22 protein-coding genes are annotated in these 25,967 nt (G+C 60.5%); 10 read left to right on the forward strand and 12 right to left on the reverse strand.

All coding sequences use genetic code 11. The features are described 5' to 3' along the window. Positions 1-18: 18 nt before the first annotated feature. The 5 genes from PMA3_RS23515 to PMA3_RS23535 form a co-directional block, all read right to left on the reverse strand. Entirely contained in the window at positions 19-867 is an 849-nt protein-coding gene (locus PMA3_RS23515; protein WP_064679431.1) for an ABC transporter permease, read from the reverse strand. Then, positions 864-1,772, reverse strand: coding sequence for an ABC transporter permease (locus tag PMA3_RS23520; RefSeq protein ID WP_064679432.1), 909 nt, complete (start codon positions 1,770-1,772; stop codon positions 864-866). Before PMA3_RS23520 ends, PMA3_RS23515 begins: the two co-directional genes overlap by 4 nt. Positions 1,773-1,965: 193 nt before the next feature. After that, a complete protein-coding gene (locus PMA3_RS23525) occupies positions 1,966-3,069 on the reverse strand; it encodes an ABC transporter substrate-binding protein (protein ID WP_064679433.1) in 1,104 nt (367 codons plus the stop codon). Between the two features lie 218 nt (positions 3,070-3,287). After that, a complete protein-coding gene (locus PMA3_RS23530; RefSeq protein WP_064679434.1) occupies positions 3,288-4,736 on the reverse strand; it encodes an aldehyde dehydrogenase family protein in 1,449 nt (482 codons plus the stop codon). Next, the gene (locus PMA3_RS23535) at positions 4,733-6,370 is read right to left on the reverse strand and encodes a 5-guanidino-2-oxopentanoate decarboxylase (protein ID WP_064679435.1); all 1,638 of its coding nucleotides are present in this window, start codon (positions 6,368-6,370) and stop codon (positions 4,733-4,735) included. The genes PMA3_RS23530 and PMA3_RS23535 overlap by 4 nt, the downstream gene beginning before the upstream one ends. Positions 6,371-6,529: 159 nt before the next feature. On the opposite strand from PMA3_RS23535, the gene PMA3_RS23540 reads away from it, so the two are divergent. Further along, a complete protein-coding gene (locus PMA3_RS23540; RefSeq protein ID WP_064679436.1) occupies positions 6,530-7,411 on the forward strand; it encodes a LysR substrate-binding domain-containing protein in 882 nt (293 codons plus the stop codon). Between the two features lie 118 nt (positions 7,412-7,529). Here the strand turns inward: PMA3_RS23540 and PMA3_RS23545 are convergent, their stop codons facing one another. Then, the gene (locus PMA3_RS23545; RefSeq protein WP_064679437.1) at positions 7,530-8,417 is read right to left on the reverse strand and encodes an MBL fold metallo-hydrolase; all 888 of its coding nucleotides are present in this window, start codon (positions 8,415-8,417) and stop codon (positions 7,530-7,532) included. Positions 8,418-8,531: 114 nt separating this feature from the next. On the opposite strand from PMA3_RS23545, the gene PMA3_RS23550 reads away from it, so the two are divergent. Together PMA3_RS23550 and PMA3_RS23555 are read left to right on the forward strand one after the other, a co-directional pair. Continuing rightward, the gene (locus tag PMA3_RS23550; protein WP_082930490.1) at positions 8,532-9,437 is read left to right on the forward strand and encodes a LysR family transcriptional regulator; all 906 of its coding nucleotides are present in this window, start codon (positions 8,532-8,534) and stop codon (positions 9,435-9,437) included. A gap of 171 nt (positions 9,438-9,608) precedes the next feature. After that, complete coding sequence (locus tag PMA3_RS23555; RefSeq protein WP_064679439.1) at positions 9,609-9,830, forward strand: hypothetical protein; 222 nt, start codon at positions 9,609-9,611, stop codon at positions 9,828-9,830. A gap of 9 nt (positions 9,831-9,839) precedes the next feature. Here the strand turns inward: PMA3_RS23555 and PMA3_RS23560 are convergent, their stop codons facing one another. Beyond that, a complete protein-coding gene (locus PMA3_RS23560; protein WP_064679440.1) occupies positions 9,840-10,736 on the reverse strand; it encodes a helix-turn-helix domain-containing protein in 897 nt (298 codons plus the stop codon). Positions 10,737-11,059: 323 nt separating this feature from the next. On the opposite strand from PMA3_RS23560, the gene PMA3_RS23565 reads away from it, so the two are divergent. Next, complete coding sequence (locus PMA3_RS23565) at positions 11,060-12,577, forward strand: MDR family MFS transporter (RefSeq protein ID WP_064679441.1); 1,518 nt, start codon at positions 11,060-11,062, stop codon at positions 12,575-12,577. A gap of 433 nt (positions 12,578-13,010) precedes the next feature. Here PMA3_RS23565 and PMA3_RS23570 read toward each other — a convergent pair whose 3' ends face one another. From PMA3_RS23570 to PMA3_RS23580, 3 genes are all read right to left on the reverse strand, one after another. After that, positions 13,011-13,925 (reverse strand): hypothetical protein, encoded by a 915-nt coding sequence (locus PMA3_RS23570; RefSeq protein ID WP_064679442.1) that lies wholly within the window; start codon positions 13,923-13,925, stop codon positions 13,011-13,013. A gap of 107 nt (positions 13,926-14,032) precedes the next feature. Then, positions 14,033-15,025: an NAD-dependent epimerase/dehydratase family protein gene (locus PMA3_RS23575; protein WP_064679443.1), complete on the reverse strand. Its 993-nt coding sequence runs from the start codon at positions 15,023-15,025 to the stop codon at positions 14,033-14,035. A 54-nt stretch (positions 15,026-15,079) separates the two neighbouring features. Then, a complete protein-coding gene (locus PMA3_RS23580; protein ID WP_064679444.1) occupies positions 15,080-15,973 on the reverse strand; it encodes a LysR family transcriptional regulator ArgP in 894 nt (297 codons plus the stop codon). Between the two features lie 95 nt (positions 15,974-16,068). Here PMA3_RS23580 and PMA3_RS23585 point away from each other — a divergent pair, with 95 nt between their 5' ends. The 3 genes from PMA3_RS23585 (at position 16,069) to PMA3_RS23595 (ending at position 17,851) form a co-directional block, all read left to right on the forward strand. Further along, positions 16,069-16,470 carry an ACT domain-containing protein gene (locus tag PMA3_RS23585; RefSeq protein ID WP_064679445.1) on the forward strand — a complete coding sequence of 134 codons (402 nt, stop codon included), beginning with the start codon at positions 16,069-16,071 and terminating at the stop codon, positions 16,468-16,470. A 5-nt stretch (positions 16,471-16,475) separates the two neighbouring features. Then, positions 16,476-17,078 (forward strand): LysE/ArgO family amino acid transporter, encoded by a 603-nt coding sequence (locus PMA3_RS23590; RefSeq protein WP_064679446.1) that lies wholly within the window; start codon positions 16,476-16,478, stop codon positions 17,076-17,078. A gap of 176 nt (positions 17,079-17,254) precedes the next feature. Then, a complete protein-coding gene (locus tag PMA3_RS23595; RefSeq protein ID WP_064679447.1) occupies positions 17,255-17,851 on the forward strand; it encodes a superoxide dismutase in 597 nt (198 codons plus the stop codon). Between the two features lie 169 nt (positions 17,852-18,020). On the opposite strand, the gene PMA3_RS23600 is transcribed toward PMA3_RS23595, so the two are convergent. After that, complete coding sequence (locus PMA3_RS23600; protein ID WP_064679448.1) at positions 18,021-18,491, reverse strand: OsmC family protein; 471 nt, start codon at positions 18,489-18,491, stop codon at positions 18,021-18,023. A 386-nt stretch (positions 18,492-18,877) separates the two neighbouring features. Further along, positions 18,878-19,144: a DUF6124 family protein gene (locus PMA3_RS23605; protein WP_064679449.1), complete on the reverse strand. Its 267-nt coding sequence runs from the start codon at positions 19,142-19,144 to the stop codon at positions 18,878-18,880. Positions 19,145-20,553: 1,409 nt separating this feature from the next. On the opposite strand from PMA3_RS23605, the gene PMA3_RS23615 reads away from it, so the two are divergent. From PMA3_RS23615 to PMA3_RS23625, 3 genes are all read left to right on the forward strand, one after another. Beyond that, positions 20,554-22,605, forward strand: coding sequence for a putative bifunctional diguanylate cyclase/phosphodiesterase (locus PMA3_RS23615; protein ID WP_064679451.1), 2,052 nt, complete (start codon positions 20,554-20,556; stop codon positions 22,603-22,605). A 260-nt stretch (positions 22,606-22,865) separates the two neighbouring features. Next, positions 22,866-24,218 (forward strand): imelysin family protein, encoded by a 1,353-nt coding sequence (locus tag PMA3_RS23620; RefSeq protein ID WP_064679452.1) that lies wholly within the window; start codon positions 22,866-22,868, stop codon positions 24,216-24,218. Between the two features lie 294 nt (positions 24,219-24,512). Further along, complete coding sequence (locus PMA3_RS23625; protein WP_064679453.1) at positions 24,513-25,940, forward strand: di-heme oxidoreductase family protein; 1,428 nt, start codon at positions 24,513-24,515, stop codon at positions 25,938-25,940. Positions 25,941-25,967 lie beyond the last annotated feature (27 nt).

Raw genomic sequence — 25,967 nt, forward strand, 5'->3', positions numbered from 1 at the left:
ATGAATCACCTCAAGAAATCAGAACGAAACGCCGCCTTCACCGACCAGCTTCTCCAACGCCCAGATCAGGACGAAGTCGATCAGCACGATCAGCACGGCAAACGAGAAAACGGTAGGGTCGAGCGAAGACACGGTGCGGCTGTACATCCAGATCGGCACGGTCATGACGTCGATGGTGTAAAGGAAATAGGTCACGGTGAATTCGTTGAACGAGACGATGAACGCCAGCAGCATCCCCGCGAGGATCCCCGACTTCATCAACGGCACCACCACATCGACAATCGCCCGCAGCGGTGAAGCGCCGAGCATTTGCGCGGCCTCTTCGACTTCGCTGCCGATGGAGAGCATCGCGGCGGTGCAGTTTTTCACCACGAACGGCAACGCCAGGATCACGTGGGCAATCACCAATCGCGAGGTGGTCATCTGGAATGGCAGGCTGTCGAACACCAGCAGCAACGCCAGGCCCAACACCACCATCGGGAACACCAGGGGCAACGACATCAGCTGCAGTGCGACGGCCTTGCCGCGGAACTCGCAACGGGTCAGCGCATAAGCGGCCGGCACCGCGACAATGGTGGCGAAGACCATGGTCAGGCAAGCGACCATCAGGCTGGTGCTCATGGCCTTGCCCAGGCTCAGCACATCGCTGGAGTCCGGCGAGACAAAGGTGTGCCAGGCGGCCTTGTACCATTGCAGGCTGTAGCTGCTCGGCGGGAAGTCGAGGTTCGACGCTCCGCTGAACGACATCACGATCATGGTCAGGATCGGCAATACCGCCAGCAGCAGGATGAAGCCCGACAGGATGCCGGCAAACTTGCCGGTCTCCCCGGGCAGCAGCCCATAACGTTTCTTGGTCAGGGTGCTCATTGGGAAGCCTCCAGCATGCGCCGACGACGGCCGGTGATAAATTCGGACAAGGTCATGATCGCGAGCGTGGTGACGATCAACACCACACCGGCAGCGGAGGCGGCAGGCCAGTTCATCAGCGGGGCGATCTGGTCATGCACCATCACCGCCAGCATCGGCACGCGCCGGCCACCGAGCAGCAGCGGTACCACGAAGCTGCTGGCGTTGTAGGCGAAGACCAGCGTCGCGCCAGTGATGATCCCCGGCATGCTCATCGGCAACACCACTTGACGGAACACCTGCCAGCGGCTCGCACCCAGGGTTGCAGCGGCTTCTTCATAAGTACGGGCGACGCCGCGCATGGCGCTGGCAATCGGCAGCACCGCCAGCGGGAAGGCCGTCTGCACCAGGCCCATCAGCACGCCATTCTGGTTGTACAGCAGCATGATCGGCCGCTTGATCAGGCCCAGGCCCATCAGCGCCTGGTTGAGCATGCCGCCAGGACCCAGGATCACCAGCCAGCCATAGCTTTGCAGCAGCAGGTTGACCAGCAACGGCAACAGCACCGCCGCGAGGAAGATCCGGCGCGCAAAGGGCGAGGTCAGCCGCGACATGGTGTAGGCCACCGGGATCGCCAGCACCACCGCGATCACCGCGCTGATCAGGGCCAGGCGCAGGGTCAGCAGCAAGGATTTGAGGTAATAGGGTTCCAGCAGCTGGGCGTAACTGGCCAGGCTGAACCCGGTCCATTCCGCGCCCTTGGTGCCCACGCTCATGCGCAGGACCAGCAGGCTGGCGGCAATCAGCACGCCCAGAAACAGCATCGACGGCGAGAGGAATAACCAGGCGCGGGTCGTCGGCGAAACGCCCCGGTTGATGCGCACAGGTGCCGCGCTTATCGGGTGTGTCAGAGGTTGGTGTTCCATGGCAGTGGTCTCGTCAATGGAAAGCAGCTGGCAAACACAGCCCTCAAAACCACTTCGGCCCCTGTGGGAGCGAGCTTGCTCGCGATAGCGGTGTATCAGTCGACATCAATGTTGAATGACAGTCAGCAATCGCGAGCAAGCTCGCTCCCACAGGGGATCTTCGGTGGTTGAAGATCCTGTGTTCGCCACTCGATCAGGAAGAAAAGATTTCCGTATAACGACGAATCCATTGGTCATGCACGGAGGCCAGGAAGGCGTTGTCGTGCATGATCGCCTTCTCGGCAATCTGCTCCGGCGTGAGGATGTACGGGCTCTTGCGCGCTTCGGCGGAGATGATTGCCTTGGCATTGACCGGACCGTTGTAGATGTCCTCGGCCATCTTGCCCTGCACCAGCGGGTCCAGGGAGTGGTTGATGAAGGCGTAGACCAGGTCGGTATCGCCCGGGCGATTCTTCGGCATCACCGACAGCATCAGGTCGGTGTAGAAGCCTTCCTTCATGCCAAAGGTGGCGCCCAGACCGTAAGCCGGATCGCGGATCTGTTTCGGGAAAAACGCCGGTGCGTACAACCCGCCCATGTCCAGGGAACCGGTGCGGAACAGCTCGGCGATCTGGTTCGGGTTTTCACCCAGGGTCACCACGCGATCCTTGAGTTCGGCGAGCTTCTTGAAGCCCGGCTCGATGTTGTGTTCGTCACCACCGGCCAGTTTGGCGGCGATGATGATCAGGTCCATCGCCTCGGTCCAGTTCGGTGGCGGCAGGAAGATGTTCGGCGACAGGTCCGCGTCCCACAGGGCGGCATAGCTCTGCGGCGCCTCCTTCACGGTGCGGGTGCTGTAGACCAGGCTGTTGCACCACAGCAGGTAACCGATGCCGTGGCCACTGGCGCCGGTGCGGTATTTCTCCGGCACGTCGACCAGGTTGGGAATGCGGTTGAGGTCGGGTTTTTCCAGCAGCCCGGCGGCGGCCAGGCCTTCGGCGCCGACGCCGGCCAAGGTGATGACGTCGTACTGTGGACGATCACCGGCAGCCTTGAGTTTGGCGACCATTTCCGAGGTGCTGCCGGTGCGGTCGGCGATGACCTTGCAACCGTACTTGTCTTCGAAGGTGGCTGCGATGTTGCGCAGTGCGGCCAGGCCGGTGTCGTCGGACCAGGTCAGCAGGCGCAAGGTCTTGCCCTGGAAGCGCGTGTCGCTGGCATTGGCCCGGACGAAGGGCAGGCTCATGGCCGCGGCGGCTACGGACGCCACACCCACGGTTTTGATGAATTGACGTCGGTTCAGATCATGCTCGCCCATGAAGGACTCCCTTTGTTTTTGTAAGTATGAGGTGGGTCGCAACCCTTGCATCCGCGCGGTCGGAGCTGCTTGAAGCCCCCGGTTTCAAAGGGCAAGGGCGGCGCCGACAGCTTCATCCTGAGGTCGTGCAAAACAGCTGACTATCGATAAAAACTCATTGAAGCCATGACGCCAGTGCATGCCTCATCACGAGGCATGCACTGACCGTTTTCGAGCCGTCAGAGCGCCCGAATCACGTGTTTGATTTCCTGAAAGGCCTGCAAGCCCCACGGGCCCAATTCACGGCCAATGCTGCTCTGCTTGTAGCCACCCCAGGCGGTCTGCGGGAAGATCACTTGTGGCGCGTTGATCCACACCAGCCCCGCCTGCAAGGCATTGGCGACCCGATCCGCAGCCTCGGTGTCGCGAGTAACGACACTGGCCACCAGGCCGAACTGGCTGTCATTGGCCAGGGCAATCGCCTCGGCTTCGCTGGCAAAACTGCGCACGCAGATCACCGGACCGAAAATCTCTTCACACCACAGCGCACTGTCCAGGGGCACATCGCTGAAAATCGTCGGCTGCAAAAAATAGCCGCGCGGCAGGTCCGCCGGACGATTGCCGCCGCAAATCAGTTTGGCGCCGGCACTCAGACCGCGATCGATGTGACCGAGCACCCGCTGGTATTGCGCCTGATTGACCAGTGCGCCCATTTCCACGTTCGGGTCGAACGGATCCGCCACACGAATCGCTTCGGCGCGGGCTTTCAGTTTCGACAGGAACTCATCGGCCAATTCATCGGCGACCAGCACCCGGCTGGTGGCCGAACACATCTGCCCGGCGTTGAAGAAACCGCCGCCACAAGCCACTTCCACGGCCAGTTCGAGATCGGCATCGGCGAGCACCAGCAGCGAGGATTTACCTCCCAGTTCCAGGCTGACGCCCTTCACCGTTTCCGCTGCCCGTTGCATCACTTGCACACCGACCGCGTTACTGCCGGTGAAAGAAATCTTGGCGATGCGCGGATCAGCCGACAGCGGCGCACCGACCGCCAGGCCCGTGCCGCAGACCAGGTTGAACACGCCCTTGGGCAGGCCCGCCCCGGCGATGATCGCCGCCAGTTCCAGCTCCGGCAGAGGGGTGACTTCCGAGGGTTTGAGCACCACGCAGCAGCCAGCGGCCAACGCCGGGGCGAGTTTCCAGGCGGTGGTGACCATCGGGAAATTCCACGGCACGATCAGGCCGACCACACCGCAGGGTTCGCGACGCAGGCGGGCGCTGAAATCGTCGGTAGGCAACTCGACCGCACTGTCCTGTTTCCCGTCGAGGGCTTCGGCCAGCCCGGCGTAATACTCGAACGTGGCGATCACGTCATCGACGTCGATGGCCGCTTCGAACAGTGGCTTGCCGTTGTTGCTCGACTGCAAGTGCATCAACTGCTCGCGACCGGCCTGCACGCCCGCGGCGATTTTGCGCAGGATCGCACCACGCTCGGCGCCGGTGGTGGTCGACCAGCCCTTGAAGGCTTCGGTCGCCGCGCTGACGGCTTGATCGACAGCGCGTTCATCGCCGCCGTTGACGGTGGTCAGCAAGGCTTCGGTCGCGGGATTGATCACCCGCAGATGTTCGCTGCCGGCCGACCATTGGCCATTGATGTACAGGCCATCGAGCGTCGTAGGAAAACTCATTTCGACACCGCCTGCATCCACTGGGCCTGGTCGATTTCGATCAGCGTCGGGCCTTGGCGATCGGTGGCGACGCGCAGTGCGCTGCGCAGCTGCTCGACCCCGTTGACGGCTTCGGCGGCACAACCCAGCGCCTTGGCAACGCCAATGAAGTCCGGGGTATAGATGTCCACACCGACCGGCTCGATGGCGCGGTTGACCATGTATTTCTTGATCTCTTCGTAGCCCTGGTTATTCCACAGCAGGACGATCACCGGGGTGCGCGCTTCAACGGCGCTGGCCAGTTCCGGCAGGGTGAATTGCAGGCCGCCGTCACCGATCAGGCACACCACCGGGGGGCGAACACCCTTTTCAACACTGCCGCCGAGCCAGGCGCCAATCGCCGCTGGCAACGCATAGCCGAGGGTGCCGTAGCCGGTGGACGAGTTGAACCAGCGACGCGGACGCTCCGGGTTGAAGGTCAGGTTGCCGGTGTAGACCGGTTGGGTCGAATCACCGACAAAAACGGCGTCCGGCAGTTCATGCAGGACGGTTTCCAGGAACCGGGTCTGGGCCAGGGTCGGCGCGTCCCAGCTGGCGGCGAGTTCTTCGCGCAAGCGTGCGGCACGGACCTGTCCCCAATCGTTGCGGCGCTCGGCCAGCGACTTGTGGGACAGTGCGCTCAGCAAGGCCTGGGCCGCATTTCGCGAGTCCGATACCAGCGCCACGTGCGGCGGATAGTTGCGCACGGTCTGGTCCGGGTCGATGTCCACCCGCAGCAATTTGCCAGGAATCTCGAAACCACCGGCGAAGGTGATGTCGTAGTCGGTCTCGGCCAGTTCGGTGCCGATCGCCAGCACGACATCGGCCTCTGCCACCAGGGCGCGGGTCGCGACCAGGCTCTGGGTCGAACCGATCAGCAACGGGTGGTTGGATTCGAGCATGCCTTTGGCATTGATGGTCAGGGCCATCGGCGCGTCCAGCAGCTCGGCCAGTTCAGTCAGTTCGGCAGCCGCATCGATGGCGCCGCCACCGGCGAGAATCAACGGGCGCTTGGCACCGGCGAGCAACTCGGTCATGCGGCTGATCGCGCTCGGCGAAGCACCGGCGCGGTCGATGTTCACCGGCACGCTGGCGAGCAGGTCATCGGCTTCTTCGACCAGCACGTCCAACGGGATTTCGATGTGCACCGGACGCGGACGACCGGCCTGGAACAGGGCAAAGGCACGGGCCAGCACGCCCGGCAACTCGGACGCCGACATCAGGGTGTGGGAAAACGCCGCGACACCGCCAACCAGGGCGCTCTGGTTCGGCAGCTCATGCAGCTTGCCGCGACCGCCGCCCAGCTGGTTGCGGGTCTGTACGCTGGAGATCACCAGCATCGGGATTGAATCGGCGTAGGCCTGGCCCATGGCGGTGGTGATGTTGGTCATGCCAGGGCCGGTAATGATAAAGCACACGCCCGGCTTGCCGCTGGTACGCGCATAGCCGTCAGCCATGAAACCGGCGCCCTGTTCGTGGCGCGGCGTGACGTGGTTGATGCTCGAACGGGCCAGCCCGCGGTACAGCTCCACGGTGTGAACCCCGGGAATGCCGAACACCTGCTCCACCCCATAATCTTCGAGTAATTTGACCAATACTTCGCCGCACGTCGCCATGTCATTGCCCTTCTTGTTCGTTTGAGACGCCGGGCCTGCGCAGTGTTTATGATGGATCGGCAGGTCCAGGGATGGCCTCATTGGAACGGGCGACACCTAGCCGCAACAATGGATAAAAAGTCATACTAGCCATGACCTCACGTCATACCTTGGATCCCAATGAAACGATTGCCACCCCTGCCGGCACTGCACACTTTTCTGATCACCGCGCAGTGCTGCAACTTCACCAGGGCCGCCGAGCAGCTGTACATCACCCAGGGCGCGGTCAGTCGGCAGATCGCCGGGCTGGAAGATCATCTGGGTTATGAACTGTTCATTCGCCAGGCCCGGGGTCTTGATCTCACGGCCGAAGGACGGGAGTGGCTGCCCCGGGTGCAGCAGATTTTCGGCTTGATCGACGCGGCGGTGGAGCAGATCGGCGAGAAACGCGAAACCCTGCAACTCAAGGCCCCGACCTGCGTCATGCGCTGGTTGTTGCCGCGCCTTTTACAGTGGCAAAGAGAGCGTCCGGATGTGCCGGTGGAGTTGACCACTACGGTCAAGCACGGCGTGGATTTTCATCGCGAGCAGTTCGATGCGGCGGTGATGTACGGAGCGCCGCCCGACAGTGCGCTGGCCTCCTGTCACCTGTTCGATGAGCAACTGACGCCCGTCTGTTCCCGGCCGATGCTGGAAGGGCCGATGGCCTTGCAGACACCTGCCGATCTGCAACACCACTTGCTCCTGCACCCCACCCGCGATGAGCGCGACTGGAACGCGTGGTTGAAAGCAGCGAATCTTCAGTTGGGCAACGTCAGCAAAGGGCAGCATTTCGAAACGCTGGACCTGGCGATGTCGATGGCGTCTCAGGGAACTGGCGTGGCGATTGGCGATTGGTCGTTGATTGGCGACGACCTGAGCGCCGGAAGGCTGGTCATGCCGTTTGAATTGAAGGTGAAAACCGGGCTGGCGTATTACCTGGTTTTCCCCGACAAGCCCGGGCCTTCGCCGAAATTGCGCGAGTTGATGGGCTGGCTGGTGGAGCAGGCTCAGGCGCGCTGAGCCCGAAGGCTTGGCGCACAACCCTGTGGGTGGCACCAATGATTGCGATCTTGTTCATGACGTTCTCCAGTTGGATTTTGGTGAGTCAGTACAAATCTGGATGATGAAAGGACATTACTCATTCACCCCACTTCATCTCGCCCTTGGCGACTTTGGCACTCAGTTCAAGCGAGCTTTCTTCGCCCAGCTTCGGGTAGCGTTTTTTCATCGCGGCTATCAGCGCGGCAGCGTCCTTTGCCTTGGCGGTTTCTTCATCGAACGCCTTGATGTAATCGGCGGTGAACTGCACGGCGGCCAGCGAACGGGCGCTCTCACCGAGGTAATGACCCGGCACGATGGTTTTCGGTTTCAAGCTTTCGATGGCGTGCAATGTGGTCAGCCAATCGGCGTGGGACTGCGGCGTCTGGGTGTCGGCCATCCACACGTGGATGTTTTCCGCGACGACGACGCCACCGACCACAGCCTTGATCGACGGAATCCAGACAAAGGCGCGATCCGGCTGCTTGCCGTCCAACCCCACCACCTGCAACTTCTGCCCTTCGAGCATCAGGCTGTCGCCTTTGAGTACCTGCGGCACGATGGTTTTGGCCGGTACGTCGGCGCCCATTTTCGGCCCCCAGAACGCCAGTTTGCCGTCGACGGTTTTCTGGATGTGATCCACGGTCGGCTGTGAGGCGAGCACTTTGGCGTTGGGAAATGCGGCGGTCAGGGTGTCGAGGCCGAAGTAGTAATCCGGGTCACCGTGGCTGATGTAGATGGTGGTCAGTTGCTTGCCGCTGGCGCGGATCTTCTCGACCACTTGCTCGGCCTGGGATTTGCCAAATTGTGCATCCACCAAAATCGCTTCTTTCTCGCCGCTGACCAATACCGAGGTCACCGGGAAGATCGCCTTGTCGCCCGGGTTGTAGACATCCAGGGTCAGTGTCGATGCAGCCGCTGCGTGGGCGGCGAAACCGAGGGTGGCGGTGGCCAGCAAAATACGTTTAAGCGAGGTGAAGCCGATCATCTGTTGCTCCGTTGTCCGAATGCCGTGCTTGGCGATGGGACAGAGCTTAGTTGCATGACTCAGTACAAAAAATGCGATGCTGGAACATAGTTTGTTTCTGAAAGCGGGCAAATGATGGATCGTCTACAAGCAATGCGGGTGTTCGTCACGGTGGTTGACCTCGGCAGCCAGTCCGCCGCCGCCGATCACCTGGACCTGTCACGGCCGGTGGTTTCGCGCTATCTGGCGGAGCTGGAGGATTGGGTCGGCGCACGCCTGATGCACCGCACCACGCGCAAGCTGAACCTGACAGCCGCCGGCAGTGAAATCCTGCCTCGATGTCGGCAGATGCTCGACCTGTCCACTGACATGCAAGCCGCCGTCAGCGAACCGGACGAGGCACCGCGCGGCCTGTTGCGGATCAGCGTCAGCACTTCGTTCGGTCAGGCACAACTGGCGGATGCCATGGCCGCCTACGTCAAACGTTATCCCGGCGTGAGCATCGACATGCAGATGCTCGACCGCACGGTGAATCTGGTGGATGAGCGCATCGATCTGGCGATCCGCACCAGCAACGACCTGGACTTGAACCTGATCGCGCGGCGGCTGACGGTCTGCCGCTCGGTGATCTGCGCCTCCCCCGCTTATCTGCTCGAACACCCGACGCCGCTGCGGGTCGAGGATCTGAGCCAGCACAATTGCCTGACCCACTCTTACTTCGGCAAAAGCCTCTGGCATTTCGAGGAGGACGGTGAGCAGGTTTCAGTGCCGGTGCAGGGCAACATCAGCGCCAACGAAGCCAGCACGTTGTTGCGCGCGGCGATGGCCGGCGCCGGGGTGGCGATGCTACCCAGCTATCAGGCCGGCGTGCATATCCATAGCGGCGACCTGATCCGCCTGCTGCCCCATGCCGAACCCCGACAGATGAACATCTACGCAGTGTATGCCTCACGCAAACACATGCCGGCGGCGTTGCGCAGCATGCTGGATTTTCTGGTGCTCAGATTTCCCGAGGAGCCGGAGTGGGATATCGGACTTTAAGGTGACCCCTGTGGGAGCGAGCTTGCTCGCGATAGCGGTGGGTCAGGCAACACCGTTATTGAATGATCAACCGCTATCGCGAGCAAGCTCGCTCCCACAGGGGGTATCAGCGTGCTGAATACCGGGTTACATACAAATGCCGCTTTGGTGGCAACTCACTGGCGCTGACCTATGCTCAAAGTAATACCGAAGGGTATTCGTTCAGAGGTCAACGCCATGAACATCAAAACAAGAAGATACCTCGCTATTTTCATCACCTGCGCGGCCACGCTCGCGCTATATGGCACAGCAGCCTGGCGGGTCGAGCAGTTGCGTCAGTTGCCCCGTGAAGCCGCGAGTTGCAACTTCGAGCGCTGCATACCCCACAACACGACCTTCAACGCCCTCCGTTGACGAAGAGGATCAGGTCTCGTTGCCCTGATCGGCCTTCAAGCGGTCGCGAAAAGCCTTGGGCGAGATCCCTACCCGGCGTCGGAACAGGCGCGTGAAGTTGGTCGGATCGGAAAACCCCAACACGTCGGACATTTCATAAATGGTCATGCTGGTATAGGTCAGCAAGCGCTTGGCCTCCAGCAACTGACGCTCGTGCATGATCTGCAACGCCGGTTGCCCCGCCAGTTCACGACACGTGCCGTTAAGGTGGGACACGGAGATCCCCAGACGATGCGCCAGGTCTTCGACCTTGACGTGCTGGCGATAGGTTTCTTCCACCAACTGGATAAAACCGTTGAGGTATTCCCGGGCTCGCTGGGGGCGCTGGCTGGCGGAGCGGCGTTGGATCACCTGACGGCTGACCCACACCATGATCACGCTGACCAGCGAATGCATCAGCATTTCCCGGGCCGGTTGATGGCCGGTGTACTCGTTTTGCAGCGCGGCAAACAAGCTGTTGAGGTACTCGCCTTCCTTGCCCGCCGGATAACTTTCAGCCTCGGCCAGGGCATTCACCGAGTTGCCCAGTTGCGCCTGCAGATGGGCGACCAGCGGCGCGGCCAGGGTCACGACAAAACCTTCGACATCTTCAGAAAACCGAAAGCCGTGCACCGATAACGGTGGCAGGATCTGGATCGCCGGCTCGGTCAGTTGCGTACGTTTACCTTCGATTTCAAGCTCTGCCTGACCTTTGAATACGAAGAGCAACTGGCATAAATCGGCGTGACGGTGGGGTTTGATTTCCCATTGGTGTTCGCGGCTGCGGTTGGAGATGGTTTCACAGTGCAGCAAGTCCGGGGTCGGCCAGTCCAGGCTTTCACCGTAGAGCTTGAACACTGGAATCGAACGCAGGTCAGGCTTGTTCATCACTTCAATCCAGGCCTCAGGGGGTGGCGGAAGATAATCGCACCGATTCGCAGAATGTACAGGTTTCGCGCAGTTTTCACCTTCAATTGACCGACCCGCAAGTGAAAAATGCAAGTACTCGGTCCATAAAAATCATCAGCGCATCGCCGAGCCGGAACCCCGGTCTTATATCGGGGCCGAAGCGCGTCGAACAACCCTTTCATAAAATGACGCCGGACTTCCGTACGAGGCTATCGAATAGCCTACTACCGACTTACACTGGCGAGCACTGACCCGCTCGCCTCGCGCCTGGCGGGTGTCCATCACTGCCCGCAGGTTATACCGTGACCAACCTCAACCAGCCTGATACGCCCAAGCCGGCCATTCGCAGCGTGTTGATCGCCCTGATGCTGGCCATATTTCTCGGCGCGCTGGACCAGACTATCGTCGCCGTTTCAATGCCCGCCATCTCCGCGCAATTCAAGGACGTCAGCCTGTTGGCCTGGGTCATTTCCGGCTACATGGTGGCAATGACAGTGGCAGTGCCGATCTACGGCAAATTGGGCGACCTGTACGGGCGCCGCAGGTTGATGCTGTTCGGCATGGGCTTGTTCACGCTGGCTTCGTTGTTTTGCGGCCTGGCGCAGAGCATGGAGCAGTTGGTGCTGGCGCGGATTTTTCAGGGTATTGGTGCCGGCGGGATGATTTCGGTCAGCCAGGCAATCATCGGCGACATCGTGCCACCCAGGGAACGCGGTCGTTATCAGGGCTATTTCAGCAGCATGTACGCGGTCGCCAGCGTCGCCGGTCCGGTGCTCGGGGGTTATATGACCGAATACCTGTCATGGCGCTGGGTGTTCCTGATCAATCTGCCACTGGGCCTGGGCGCGTGGCTGGTGGCCCATCGCACACTGGTGGGGCTGCCGGTGCCGCAACGCAAACCGATCATCGATTACGTCGGCACGTTATTGATGATCATCGGCTTGACCGCCTTGTTGCTGGGCATTACCGAGGTCGGCCAGGGCCATGCCTGGCGCAGTGCCGAAGTGTTGGGCCTGCTCGCCTGCTCGGTCGTGGTCCTGGGGTTGTTTGTCTGGCATGAGCGTCGGGCGCGGGAGCCGTTGCTGCCGATGCATCTGTTCGCCAACCGCAATGCGGTCCTGTGCTGGTGCACGATTTTCTTCACCAGTTTCCAGGCGATTTCGCTGATTGTGCTGATGCCGCTGCGCTTTCAGAGCGTCACCGGTGCCGGGGCCGACAGCGCCGCGCTGCATCTGCTGCCATTGGCCATAGGCTTGCCGATCGGGGCGTACTTCGCCGGTCGCCGGACCTCGGTGACCGGGCGATACAAACCGATGATCCTGACCGGTGCCGTACTGATGCCGGTGTCGATTCTGGGCATGGCGCTCAGTCCGCCCCAGGCCTTTGTGCTGAGCAGCCTGTTCATGCTACTCAGCGGTATAGCTTCAGGCATGCAGTTTCCGACTTCGTTGGTGGGGACGCAAAACGCGGTGGATCAGCGGGACATCGGTGTGGCCACCAGCACTACCAACCTGTTCCGCTCATTGGGCGGTGCTGTGGGCGTGGCGATGATGTCGGCGCTGTTGCTGGCGCTGTTGCAGGATTCCGGTTTCGCCCACCTGGCGGGCTCGTCGATGGTTGCCGAGGGCAGTTCGGGGAATGTCTTGCTGGATGGTTTGAACGCTGCGCCGGGGGAGGCACAGAATGCCTTGCGGGCGGAGTTGTTGCTGACTTTCAGGCATTTGTTGATGGTCAGTGCGGCGGTGTCGCTGCTGGGGCTGGCCGCGGCGATTGTCATGCCGAACAGGGTGTTGCGGGGGCGGGAGGATAAGGTTCGGTAGTAGGAGCCAGGCTTGCCGGCGAAGAGCGATGACGCGTATTACAGAGATACCGCAGCGCCTGGTTCGCGGGCAAGCCTCGCTCCTACAGGCGAAGAACAATGACGCGGGACAACAGATACACCGCGGCGCCTGGTTCGCCTGTAGGAGCCAGGCTTGCCGGCGAAGAGCGATGACGCGGTGCAGCAGATACACCGCAGCCCCTGGTTCGCGGGCAAGCCTCGCTCCTACAGGCGAAGAACAATGACGCGGGACAACAGATACACCGCGGCGCCTGGTTCGCCTGTAGGAGCCAGGCTTGCCGGCGAAGAACGATGACGCGGTGCAGCAGATACACCGTAGCGCCTGGTTCGCGGGCAAGCCTCGCTCCTACAGGCGAAGAACGATGACGCGTATTACAGAGATACCCGGCGCCTGGTTCGCTACAGCCTCGCTCCTACGGCCGGGCGCGCAGCTGCTGCGCCAGCGTCTGAATCTGCGCCTGCAGGGTGTTGATGTTGCGCGTGACCTGGCCACGGAAGGCGTCGAATTCGGCAGTGGTGGCGCCTTGTGCCGCACCCGGACGATTGTCCTGCTGGCTTTTCAGGACAAGCACGTCTTGCTCCAGACGATCGATGGCAGCACTCGGATTGCCTTGCTTCTTCAGCGCGGCGATGTCGGCGCCGAGGCTTTTCAGCTGAGCGTCAAATTTGCTGGTGTCGGTCGGGGCACTTTTCAGTGCAGCCAATTCACCGTTCAAGGCTTTGACCTGCGCCTGCAATTGCGTATCAGTGCTCTGTTGTTCAGTGTTCTGGGTGGTCAACTGCGCGAGTCGCTTATCCACCTCGGTGGTTTGCGCGGTCATCTGCGCCAGCCGCTTATCCAGCTCGGTGGTTTGCGCAGTCATCTGCGCCAGACGCTTGTCCAGCTCTGAGGTCTGGCCGACGACACCCTGCTGCTGCTTGCCCTGATCCTGAAGCTTGCTTTCCAGCTGTTTGATCTGCAGTTTCAGGGCTTCGCTGTCGCTGCTGACGTTGGTCTGGCTGGCGACCACCTTGCCGGAGATGTCCTGCAGGCGCCCCGCCGCGTCCTCACTGATACGGGCGAAGCTTTCCTGGGTCGCCACCAGTTGCTGCTCCATCAGCGAAATCTGCTGAAAGCTCCACCAGGCAAGGCCGGCGAACGCGAAGAACAAGGCGCCGACCAGCGCCCACAACGGGCCGGTGCTCGGGCCTTTGACCTTGACCACCGGCGTCGAGCGCGAACGCACCGCAGTGCGGGTGGTGGGCACAAAATCATCGTCATCGAGGCTGTCGGCACGCAGGCTCGGTACATCGTCGAAGTCGTCGTTGGCATCGTTACGCATGGACATTGAGTCAACCTTTGTGGAACGCGGTGATGGCTTGATGCGGCGAGTATAACCTCCACTGCCGCACCGATTGACCCTGAACCCCCGGACTCGGTTCATTACCGGCTTTTTCAGTGGATGTCCTGAGCCTTCCACCAGCCACAGAACTCGTCCAGCGCCGTCCAGAGACTGACCTTGGGATCGTAATCCAGATAGTGCCGTGCCCGGCTGATGTCCAGGGTGAAATTTTTGTTCATGACCTGCATGCCCAGCCGCGAGAGGGTCGGCTCGGGACGACCCGGCCACAGTTTGCACGCGCCTTCGTTGAGCGCCGCCACGGTGTAGGCCAGACCGAAGGAACGGTAGCGGGTGACCTGTGGCACGTCCATCTTGCGCATCACGTAATTGACCACATCCCATAACGGCACCGGGGCACCGTTGCTGATGTTGTAGGCCTTGCCCAAGGCTGAGCCCGTCGCCAGCAAGCTGCTGAGCAACGCCTCGTTCAGGTTCTGCACGCTGGTGAAATCCACCTTGTTCAAACCGTTGCCGATGATTGCCAGGCGACCTTTGCGTTGCATGTTCAGCAACCTTGGGAAAATACTCATGTCGCCGGCACCCGTCACGAAGCGCGGGCGCAAGGCCAGGGTTTCGAGGCCGAATTCCTGGGCACCGAAGACCTTTTGTTCGGCCAGGTATTTGGTCGCCGCGTAGGGGTGCCTGAAGCGCTTGGGCACCTGTTCTTCGGTCAGGCCCAGATGGTCGCGGCCATCGAAATAGATCGATGGCGACGACAAGTGCACCAGCCGCCGAACCCGCTGTTTCAGGCAGGCTTCGACCACGTTTTCGGTGACCTGGACGTTGCCCTGATGAAAGTCCTGGTAGCGTCCCCACAACCCGACAGCGCCAGCGCAATGGACCACCGCTTCGACGTCGCGGCACAGGTCACGCGCCAGTTGCGGGTCGCTCAGGTCGCCCTGAATGAACTCGGCGCCACGGCGCACCAAATGCTCGACACTCTCGGCCCGGCGACCGTTGACCCGCACGTCCAGGCCCTGTTCCAAGGCAAAACGCGCAAAGCGCCCGCCAATGAAACCGCTGGCGCCGGTAACCAGAATCTTCATGAATTGCTCCGAATATTTCGTTTTGCGTAGTGCGTGAGGTCTTGACGCTGGCCATCAGTCCAACGGCACCAGCCATTGCTTCGATGAGCGCACCAATTGATCGGTGAGCAACCCCAACAGCTGCCCGCCATTGCGCCAATGATGCCAGTACAGCGGCACATCGATCGGCTTATCTGGCAAAAGCTCGCGTAAAACACCTCGCTCCAGTTGATCGCGCACCTGCAGCTCAGGCACCAGCCCCCAACCCAGGCCCGCCTCCGTGAGACGGATAAAGCCTTCGGACGATGGACATAAATGGTGCTCGAAACCGCCGTCCACCCCCAGAGAGGCCAGGTAGCGATGCTGCAGGAAGTCGTCCGGACCGAAGACCAGCGCCGGGGTCCGGGCCAACTGGTCGGCTCGCACACCTTCGGGAAAATGCCGGGCAATGAAGGCCGGGCTGGCCAGCGCGCGGTAACGCATCGCCCCCAGCAACTCACTGCGCGCGCCAGCCACCGGGCGCTCGCTGGCGCAGACGCAGGCCGCCACCTCGCCTGCGCGCATGCGCTTGAGGCCGACGGTCTGGTCTTCGACCACCAGGTCCAGCAACAGATGGTGTTCGGCACAGAAGTCGCCCACCGCCACCGCCCACCAGGTGGCCAGGCTGTCGGCGTTCAGGGCGATGCGCAGGCGTTCCGGCAGCCCTTCCTCGTCCAGGGCCGGTACCAGGGTCTGCAGATCGCGCTCAAGCAAACGCACTTGCTGCACATGGTTGAGCAGCCGTCGGCCGATGTCCGTCGGGGCCGGTGGCGACACTCGTACCAACACCGGCTGGCCAACCCGCGCCTCCAACAACTTGATGCGCTGGGAGATGGCCGATTGGGACAGACCCAGCACCTGCGCCGCACGTTCGAATCCGGCCTGCTCGACCACCGCAGCCAGGGCAGAAAGCAATTTATAGTCGAACATCAGTTTTCCTAATGGGCGATCAGCATTATTGGTTTTTCTTATACAACGATGCACCGCAGAATTGCCAGCAAGCACTTTGAACAAGGAACATCGACATGGCTGGCGAAACTTCACTGGCAACCCTGCTGCGCAGCATGAGCCCGCAACTCAACGCTGGCGAATACGTGTTCTGCACCCTGCGCGACGGCAAATTGCCTGGTGGCCTGGAGATCGTCGGCAGTTTCCGCGAACAGGAAGGACTAACGGTGATTCTCGAACGCTGCCACGCCGAGAAGGCCGGCTTCAGTTTCGACTACCTCGCGGCCTGGATCACCCTGAACGTGCACTCGGCCCTCGAAGCCGTCGGCCTGACCGCCGCGTTTGCCAGCGCATTGGGCCAGGCCGGGATCAGCTGCAACGTGATCGCCGGCTACTACCACGATCACCTGTTCGTCGGCCTGGCCGATGCCGAACGGGCCATGCAGGTACTGCGCAATCTTGCGGCCAACGGGGAGTAAACCTTATGTGGCAAAGCTATGTGAACGGCCTGTTGGTGGCCGCGGGGCTGATCATGGCGATCGGCACCCAGAACGCCTTTGTGCTGGCCCAGAGCCTGCGCCGCGAACATCACCTGCCAGTGGCCGCGCTCTGCGTGACCTGCGATGCCTTGCTGGTGGCCGCCGGGGTATTCGGCCTGGCGACGGTGCTGGCGCAGAACCCGACCCTGCTGGCCTTTGCCCGTTGGGGTGGCGCGGCGTTTCTGCTGTGGTACGGCAGCCTGGCGCTGCGTCGGGCCTGCTCGAAACAGAGCCTGCAACAGGGCGAAAACCAGACAGTCCGCTCACTTCGGGCCGTCATGCTCAGCGCTCTGGCCGTGACCTTGCTCAACCCCCATGTCTATCTGGATACCGTGCTGCTGATCGGCTCCCTTGGTGCCCAACAAACCGAACCTGGCGCTTATGTAGTAGGCGCGGCGAGCGCTTCGTTGCTGTGGTTTTTCACCTTGGCGCTCGGTGCTGCATGGCTGGCGCCGTGGTTGGCGCGACCGAGCACCTGGCGAATTCTTGACCTGTTGGTGGCCGTGATGATGTTCACCGTAGCGTTCCAGTTAATCAGCGCCGGCTGATTTATTCCAAAAGGCTCTGGAACCTCTATTCCACACAGTTGTTGCGTGGTTATGCCGCACCCCCGGTGCTATGATCCGAACCCTGCGCCGCAAAGAGTACAAACTCCCCGGCGCATGTTTGGCCGCCCGTGATCGGCCTTGCGCTCACCGCAACTGACCTGATTAGGAGAATCATCATGGCTTTCGAATTGCCGCCGCTGCCGTACGCACACGATGCCCTGCAGCCGCACATTTCCCAGGAAACCCTGGAATTTCACCACGACAAGCACCACAACACCTATGTCGTGAACCTGAACAACCTGGTGCCAGGCACCGAGTTCGAAGGCAAGACCCTGGAAGAAATCGTCAAGACTTCCTCGGGCGGCATCTTCAACAACGCCGCTCAGGTCTGGAACCACACCTTCTACTGGAACTGCCTGGCGCCAAACGCCGGCGGTCAACCAACTGGCGCACTGGCTGAGGCAATCAACGCTTCCTTCGGTTCGTTCGACAAGTTCAAGGAAGAATTCAGCAAGACGTCCATCGGCACCTTCGGTTCCGGTTGGGGCTGGCTGGTGAAAAAAGCTGACGGTTCCCTGGCCCTGGCCAGCACCATCGGCGCCGGCAACCCGCTGACCAGCGGCGACACCCCGCTGCTGACCTGCGACGTCTGGGAACACGCCTACTACATCGACTACCGCAACCTGCGTCCGAAGTATGTTGAAGCGTTCTGGAACCTGGTCAACTGGAAGTTCGTGGCTGAGCAGTTCGAAGGCAAAACCTTTACTGCTTAAGATCGATGCCAGTCAGAAAACCCGGCTTATTGGCCGGGTTTTTTATGTGCGAATCTTGAGTCACCCCATCTGACCGTATTATCCGCCGCAAACAAAGCGTCGATTAACGTCCGGTAGAGCTCGTAAAATTCACTCTCTCTGAAAAAACGATTATCCGGTTTCGTTACAATCACAATGATCTAATTAAGGGTTCGCACTGAATCTCAAAATTGACGGAATTGGCCAAAAAGCACTCACGGTGAGCCTGTTCATGTAGTTTACTGGCGAGCATTCTGTCTGAATTCAAAGTAATCTCAACTTCCGGATGCAATATCACCTTGGTGAAATGCCCTTTACGAGTAGGGTGTTCATCCACCATGAAGCCCACCGCGTTATCAACGTAACCAGTGACTACAATCTTATTGATGGCACATAAATGCAAATACCATAACTTGTGGCAAGCAGAAATCGACGCTACCAGCATATCTTCTGGATTCCATTTGGCGGGATTGCCCAAAAATGCTGGGTCTGACGATCCTTGCAGGACAGGTTTGCCTTTGGATGTGACGGTATAATCTCTATCGTAAGCGCCATAAGCAGACGTGCCCTCGCCGCGATTGCCGGTCCAGCGGATTTCGACTTGGTAGCTGTGTTCACTCATGTAGTGCTCTCTGGCGGGTCAACATTTGGAACTGGTTTAGGCGATTTTTTGGTTCCGCACCGATTAAACATAGTATCAGAGTAGCTATAAAATACTGCAAGCCTATGATTTTTTTCAAACCCGCCCTGCAAGTATTTTTAAACATTTACATCATTAAGTGCAAAATCAATAATAGGCGTAACTGGAAGTAGGTCAATCGAAATCCTCGTAAGACATTTCGCACAATTGTGTAGTTCAACTCCTACAGATTAGCCATCCAAAAGCAAACAATTAATAAAGGCAAGGTTTACGCTCGAACAACTGAAGGGTACGCTGATTCTAGTAGGTCCGATTTCACAAGAAAGTCGGACCGGTAAAGACGATAACGGGTCAAGCAGACTTTATGCTTACCCCTGCGGATCGATGTTATCCAGCGCCCGATTCACCGCCAGCTCCGCCAACATGATGATCTGCGCGATGGCTAGCGCAGTATTGCGTTGGGGGCCGCTCAAGTAGGTGGCGAAATCACTGGCGATGACGTTGGCTGAAGCTAATGACTCGCAGGCATGGGCGAGGAGGGATTCGGTGTCCGTGTCGGGGACGATCATGAACAGGGTGTTGGGGCTGTAGGGTTTGGTGGTGTTGCAGGGGGGATCGGGGATTAACTTATTCACTGAAATATTCCTATGCATGCGGTGGGTGCCACCCATTGCCGTTTCTCACACGGCGAAGAGGTGGCAGCTATGTGCGAGGTGAGAAAACCGGTCATAGGTACCCGGCCAGACAAAAGTCTGCCCGCACACAGCCGCCATAACGCATTTACAGACAGCGGATAGGCTGGCGGCAATTATGCGGATACTGGCACTGGATGACTATGACCTGCCGGGTTCTCACGCCCGATCGCTGAGTATTCAGCGACAGTAAGAGGCTATTGAGTCCGCTTCCGACGGGCAACCTGAAAACTGTGTGGGAAAGATCTGGTGTTTTTACATGTGCTTAAACACGTAAAAGCGGGATGCGGAGCGTCCTTTGCGGCTTTGCCATGCGGGAAGGTGGCTATGTGATCAATCGGGTACAACGGGAATTGATTGGTCGGCCTTCAGGCCGTCATCGCTGGCAAGCCAGCTCCCACAGGGTTTTGGGTACATCTGCAGAATCAAGTCGGCTGGCAGGCCGTCTTCGCGGGCAAGCCTCGCTCCTACAGGGGGTTTCGTGTACATCTGCAAAATCAGTGCGGTGGGCAAGCCTCAATGCCGGTCAGGAAATTGTAGGAGCGAGCTCGCTCGCGATGGACTCAAGAGCGCCGCGTTTAACCAGTAAACAAGCGTTATCGTTCACGACCATCGCGAGCAAGCTCGCTCCTACAATGGATCGGCGTACACCGATGCCCTTCACCACTCATCAGGCCGAGCGTTAGCTCGCCTGCAGTTCTTGATCTTGATCCACCCGCCCCTATATCGGGAGGCTGAGTGGAGGTGTTCATCCGGGGAGTGGCGCGCAGCGCCGTTCGACGCAGTCGAACACGCTGCATGTAGGTCGTCGCGAAGCCAACCTGCGGGCTGTGTCCCCGGATGAATACCGGAGCGAAGGAACGCCGAGCCTTAGCGAGGGGCCGGACGCTGGGGCGAGACCTTTTGGTTCCTTTTGGGCTGGGCCGGCACTCCGGCGTTTGCCAAAAGGGACTCGCCGTAAGGGCGAAACCATAGGCGGCCGTTACCGCAGCAACGGATATGTTCACAATCAACAAGGAACCTGGTCGGCTACCAGGCCGCCAAGATCAAAAGCTCGAAGCCTCGGGAAAAAACCACGCCAATTTCCCACAATGAAACCAGCATTCCCCCCCTTGCCCCAGCGCCACAGCCGTCTAACATCAACCAAAAGGAAAATAAGTCAAAATCCCCCCTCAAGTTGAAGGACTCAACAACCGACACAGTACCAATAGGCAAAATATCGCCCGGCAACAGCATTTCGGCCAAGCCACAGGCAAATACCCCTGTGCTTGATTGTCCCTTTGACTGCCATCACCGGATTGCCAATACTCGTGGCAACTTGATGCTACCCGCACGGAACAAGGAATGACTCTTTGAAGCTGGAACTCAAGAACAGCTTGTCGGTGAAGTTGCTCCGGGTCGTGCTCCTGTCGGCATTGATCGTCGGCGTGGTCTTGAGCTGCGCGCAGATCGTTTTCGATGCTTATAAAACCCATCAGGCCGTGGCCAGCGATGCCCAGCGCATCCTCGACATGTTCCGCGACCCCTCGACCCAGGCCGTCTACAGCCTGGACCGGGAAATGGGCATGCAGGTCATCGAAGGCCTGTTCCAGGACGCCGCCGTGCGCCAAGCCTCCATCGGCCATCCCAACGAGGCCATGCTCGCGCAAAAGTCCCGCGAGTTGCAGCAATCCAACAGTCGCTGGCTGACCGACCTGATCCTTGGCAAGGAACGCACCTTCACCACCCAACTGGTGGGTCGCGGCCCCTACAGCGAATATTACGGCGACCTGAGCATCACCCTCGACACCGCGACTTACGGCCAGGGGTTTATCGTCAGTTCGGTGATCATCTTCATCTCAGGCGTATTGCGCGCCTTGGCCATGGCGCTGGTGCTGTACCTGGTCTATCACTGGCTGCTGACCAAACCGCTGTCGCGAATCATCGAGCACCTGACCGAAATCAATCCGGATCGTCCCAGCGCCCACAAGATCCCACAGCTCAAGGGCCACGAGAAAAACGAACTGGGGCTCTGGATCAACACCGCCAATCAGTTGCTCGAGTCCATCGAACGCAACACCCATCTGCGTCACGAAGCGGAAAACAGCCTGCTGCGCATGGCCCAGTACGACTTCCTCACCGGTCTGCCCAACCGTCAGCAATTGCAGCAACAACTGGACAAAATCCTGGTCGACGCCGGCAAATTGCAGCGCCGGGTCGCGGTGCTCTGTGTCGGCCTCGATGATTTCAAGGGCATCAACGAACAGTTCAGCTACCAGACCGGCGACCAACTGCTGCTGGCCCTGGCCGATCGCCTGCGGGCCCACAGCGGTCGTCTCGGCGCCCTCGCCCGCCTGGGTGGCGACCAGTTCGCCCTGGTTCAGGCCGATATCGAACAACCCTACGAAGCGGCCGAGCTGGCCCAAAGCATTCTCGATGACCTGGAAGCGGCGTTCGCCCTCGATCATCAGGAGATCCGCCTGCGCGCGACCATCGGCATCACCCTGTTCCCCGAGGACGGCAACAGCACCGAGAAGCTGCTGCAAAAGGCCGAGCAGACCATGACCCTGGCCAAGACCCGCTCGCGCAACCGGTATCAGTTCTATATCGCCAGCGTCGACACCGAGATGCGCCGCCGTCGCGAACTGGAAAAAGACCTGCGCGACGCCCTGGCCCGTAACCAGTTCTTCCTCGTCTACCAACCCCAGATCAGCTACCGCGATCACCGGGTGGTGGGCGTCGAGGCGTTGATTCGCTGGCAGCATCCCGAGCACGGGTTGGTGCCACCGGACCTGTTCATCCCACTGGCCGAGCAGAACGGCACCATCATCGCCATCGGTGAATGGGTCCTGGATCAATCCTGCAAGCAGTTGCGCGACTGGCATGACCAGGGTTTCGCCGACCTGCGCATGGCGGTCAACCTGTCCACCGTGCAGTTGCACCATGCCGAGCTGCCGCGGGTGGTCAACAACCTGCTGCAGATGTATCGCCTGCCGCCTCGCAGCCTGGAGCTGGAGGTCACCGAAACCGGCCTGATGGAAGACATCAGCACGGCCGCCCAGCACTTGCTGAGCCTGCGTCGCTCCGGCGCACTGATCGCGATCGACGACTTCGGCACCGGTTATTCGTCACTGAGTTATCTGAAAAGCCTGCCGCTGGACAAGATCAAGATCGACAAGAGCTTCGTGCAGGACCTGCTCGACGATGACGACGATGCGACCATCGTTCGGGCCATCATCCAGTTGGGCAAGAGCCTGGGCATGCAGGTGATTGCCGAAGGCGTGGAAACCGCCGAGCAAGAGGCCTACATCATTTCCGAAGGCTGCCATGAAGGGCAGGGTTATCTTTACAGCAAACCCTTGCCGGCGCGGGAGTTGAGCGCTTATCTCAAGCAGGCTCAGCGCAGTAACGCGGCTATCTTGTAGGAGCAGCCGGTCGACGCTCGATTGCTCGCGAAAAACCTGCAGGCGATGCGTTCTTTCAGGCAGCACGTGTCATCGGTCACGTCCTTCGTCGGAACGCCGCCCGGAGCAAGCTTGCTCCTACAGGCAGGGTTCGATGGTCGTGTGAATAAGAAATATTTCCAGGTACAACCCTTTACACATAATGCGAAAGATTTGCATTATGTCGCAGTTTTGCGCCTTTATTGCGCCATTCCACCCCCTCTCGAAGCAGGATGTTCGCCATGATTCGTATGCCTCTGGCTACCGCCAGTCTGTTGGCCATCGCTATTTCCCTCGCCGGCTGTGGCGAAGGCAAAGACAAGGCTGCCGCTCCGCAAGCACCTACTCCAGCCGCCACCACCACGGCGCCGGCGCCGGCTGTTGCGCCTGCTGCTACGGGTAAAGTCGACGAAGCCGCTGCCAAAGCCGTTGTCGCGCATTACGCCGACATCGTCTTCGCCGTTTACAGCGATGCCGAATCCACCGCGAAAACCCTGCAAACCGCCGTCGACGCCTTCCTCGCCAAGCCGGACGCCGATACCCTGAAAGCCGCCAAGGCCGCCTGGGTCGCTGCTCGCGTTCCTTACCTGCAGAGCGAAGTGTTCCGCTTCGGCAATACCATCATCGACGACTGGGAAGGTCAGGTGAACGCCTGGCCACTGGACGAAGGCCTGATCGATTACGTCGACAAATCCTACGAACACGCACTGGGTAACCCGGGCGCCACGGCCAATATCATCGCCAACACCGAAGTCCAGGTCGGCGAAGACAAGATCGACGTCAAGGACATCACCCCGGAAAAACTCGCCAGCCTGAACGAGCTGGGCGGTTCCGAGGCCAACGTCGCCACCGGTTACCATGCCATCGAATTCCTGCTGTGGGGTCAGGACCTGAACGGTACCGCCCCTGGGGCCGGCAACCGTCCGGCTTCCGACTACCTGGAAGGCACCGGCGCTACCGGCGGCCACAACGAGCGTCGTCGCGCTTACCTGAAATCCGTGACCCAACTGCTGGTCAGCGACCTGGAAGAGATGGTCGGTAACTGGAAGCCGAACGTGGCCGACAACTACCGCGCCACCCTGGAAGCGGAACCGGCTGAAAGCGGCTTGCGTAAAATGCTGTTCGGCATGGGCAGCCTGTCCCTGGGCGAACTGGCGGGCGAGCGCATGAAGGTTTCCCTGGAAGCCAACTCCCCGGAAGACGAACACGACTGCTTCAGCGACAACACCCATAACTCGCAGTTCTACGACGCCAAAGGCATCCGTAACGTCTACCTGGGCGAATACACCCGTGTCGACGGCACCAAGATGGCCGGCGCCAGCCTGTCCTCCCTGGTGGCCAAGGCCGACCCGGCTGCCGACACCGCACTCAAGGCCGACCTGGCGGCGACCGAAGCGAAGATGCAGGTCATCGTCGATCACGCCAACAAGGGTGAGCACTACGACCAACTGATCGCCGCCGGCAACACGGCCGGCAACCAGATCGTCCGTGACGCTATCGCCTCCCTGGTCACGCAGACCGGCTCGATCGAAGCGGCCGCCGGCAAACTGGGCATCAGCGACCTGAACCCGGACAACGCCGATCACGAGTTCTGATCACCGCTGGCTGAACAAAAGGCGACCTCCGGGTCGCCTTTTTCATGCCTGCCTGATGCGGTCCCTTGTGGGAGCGAGCTTGCTCGCGATAGCGGTCGTACACTCAACATCAATGCCAAATGTGATGACGCCATCGCGAGCAAGCTCGCTCCCACATTGGATTGTGGTCCACAGGGGATCACCGTGGCCAAGGAAACCCTGCCCCACATCAACCAAACGATAATTCCTCTTATTCAATCCCCCCTGCCCTGTTAGACTTTGCGCCCTTGTTTTGCTCGTCTTGCAGGATGTCTGATGCCCTCGCTGCCTCTTCGCTTGTCCGCACTGTTGCTGGCCTTGGGCCTGAGTGCCTGCGATGACGCCCCGAAGTTCACTCAGGCCGAACCCGGTGAAGCCCGCTCCGGTGGCAGCGCGACCGTGCGCAAGACCGATCAGAATGCATTTTCCCTGCCCTCCGCCAACCTGCCGCCCTCCCGGCGCGTGGACTTCAGCGTCGGCAACAGCTTCTTTCGCAACCCGTGGGTGATCGCCCCGTCGACCACCACCGCCCGGGACGGCCTCGGCCCCTTGTTCAACACCAACGCCTGCCAGAACTGCCACATCAAGGACGGCCGCGGTCATCCGCCCGCGCCTGACGCGCCCAATGCCGTGTCGATGCTGGTGCGCCTGTCGATTCCCGACGCGCCGGCCTACGCCAGGGTCATCGAGCAGCTCGGCATCGTCCCGGAGCCGGTCTACGGTGGGCAATTCCAGGACATGGCCGTGCCCGGCATCGTTCCGGAAGGCAAGGTGCGGGTCGAGTACACGCCGGTGCCAGTTCGCTTCAAGGACGGCACCGAAGTCGAGTTGCGCAAACCGACGCTGCAGATCACCCAACTCGGCTACGGCCCGATGCACCCCGACACGGTTTTTTCGGCGAGGGTGGCGCCGCCGATGATTGGCCTGGGTTTGCTCGAAGCGATTCCAGAAGAGGCAATCCTGGCCAACGCCGAGGCCCAGGCCCGCGAGAAAAACGGCATCGCCGGGCGCCCGAACCGGGTCTGGGATGACGCGCAGCAGAAAACCGTCTTCGGGCGCTTTGGCTGGAAGGCTGGCCAACCGAACCTCAACCAGCAGAATGTGCACGCGTTTTCCGGCGACATGGGCCTCACGACCAGCCTGCGCCCTGTCGATGACTGCACCGACGGGCAGACCGCTTGCAAGCAGGCGCCCAATGGCAACGGCCCGGATGGCGAGCCGGAAGTCAGCGACAACATTCTGCGCCTGGTGCTGTTCTACAGCCGAAACCTCGCCGTACCGGCGCGCCGCGATGTCGGTGCGCCTGAAGTGCTGGCCGGCAAGAATCTGTTTTTCCAGGCGGGCTGCCAGTCCTGCCACACCCCCAAGTACACCACCGCCGCCAACGCCGCCGAACCTGAACTGGCCAATCAAGTGATTCGCCCGTACAGCGATCTGCTGCTGCATGACATGGGCGACGGCCTGGCGGATAACCGCACCGAGTTCCAGGCCGGCGGCCGCGACTGGCGTACGCCGCCGTTGTGGGGCATCGGCCTGACCCAGGCGGTCAGCGGCCACACCCAATTCCTGCACGACGGCCGCGCCCGCAACCTGCTCGAAGCCGTGCTCTGGCATGGCGGCGAAGCCAAGGCGGCGCAGCAACAGGTTTTGTCTTTCGATGCCGGGCAGCGTGCTGCGTTGCTGGCGTTTCTGAATTCCCTTTAATACCTATTCCTCAAGCGGGAGCCCGAC

The sequence above is a fragment of the Pseudomonas silesiensis genome (genome assembly GCF_001661075.1).
Classification (GTDB): Bacteria; Pseudomonadota; Gammaproteobacteria; order Pseudomonadales; family Pseudomonadaceae; genus Aquipseudomonas; species Aquipseudomonas silesiensis.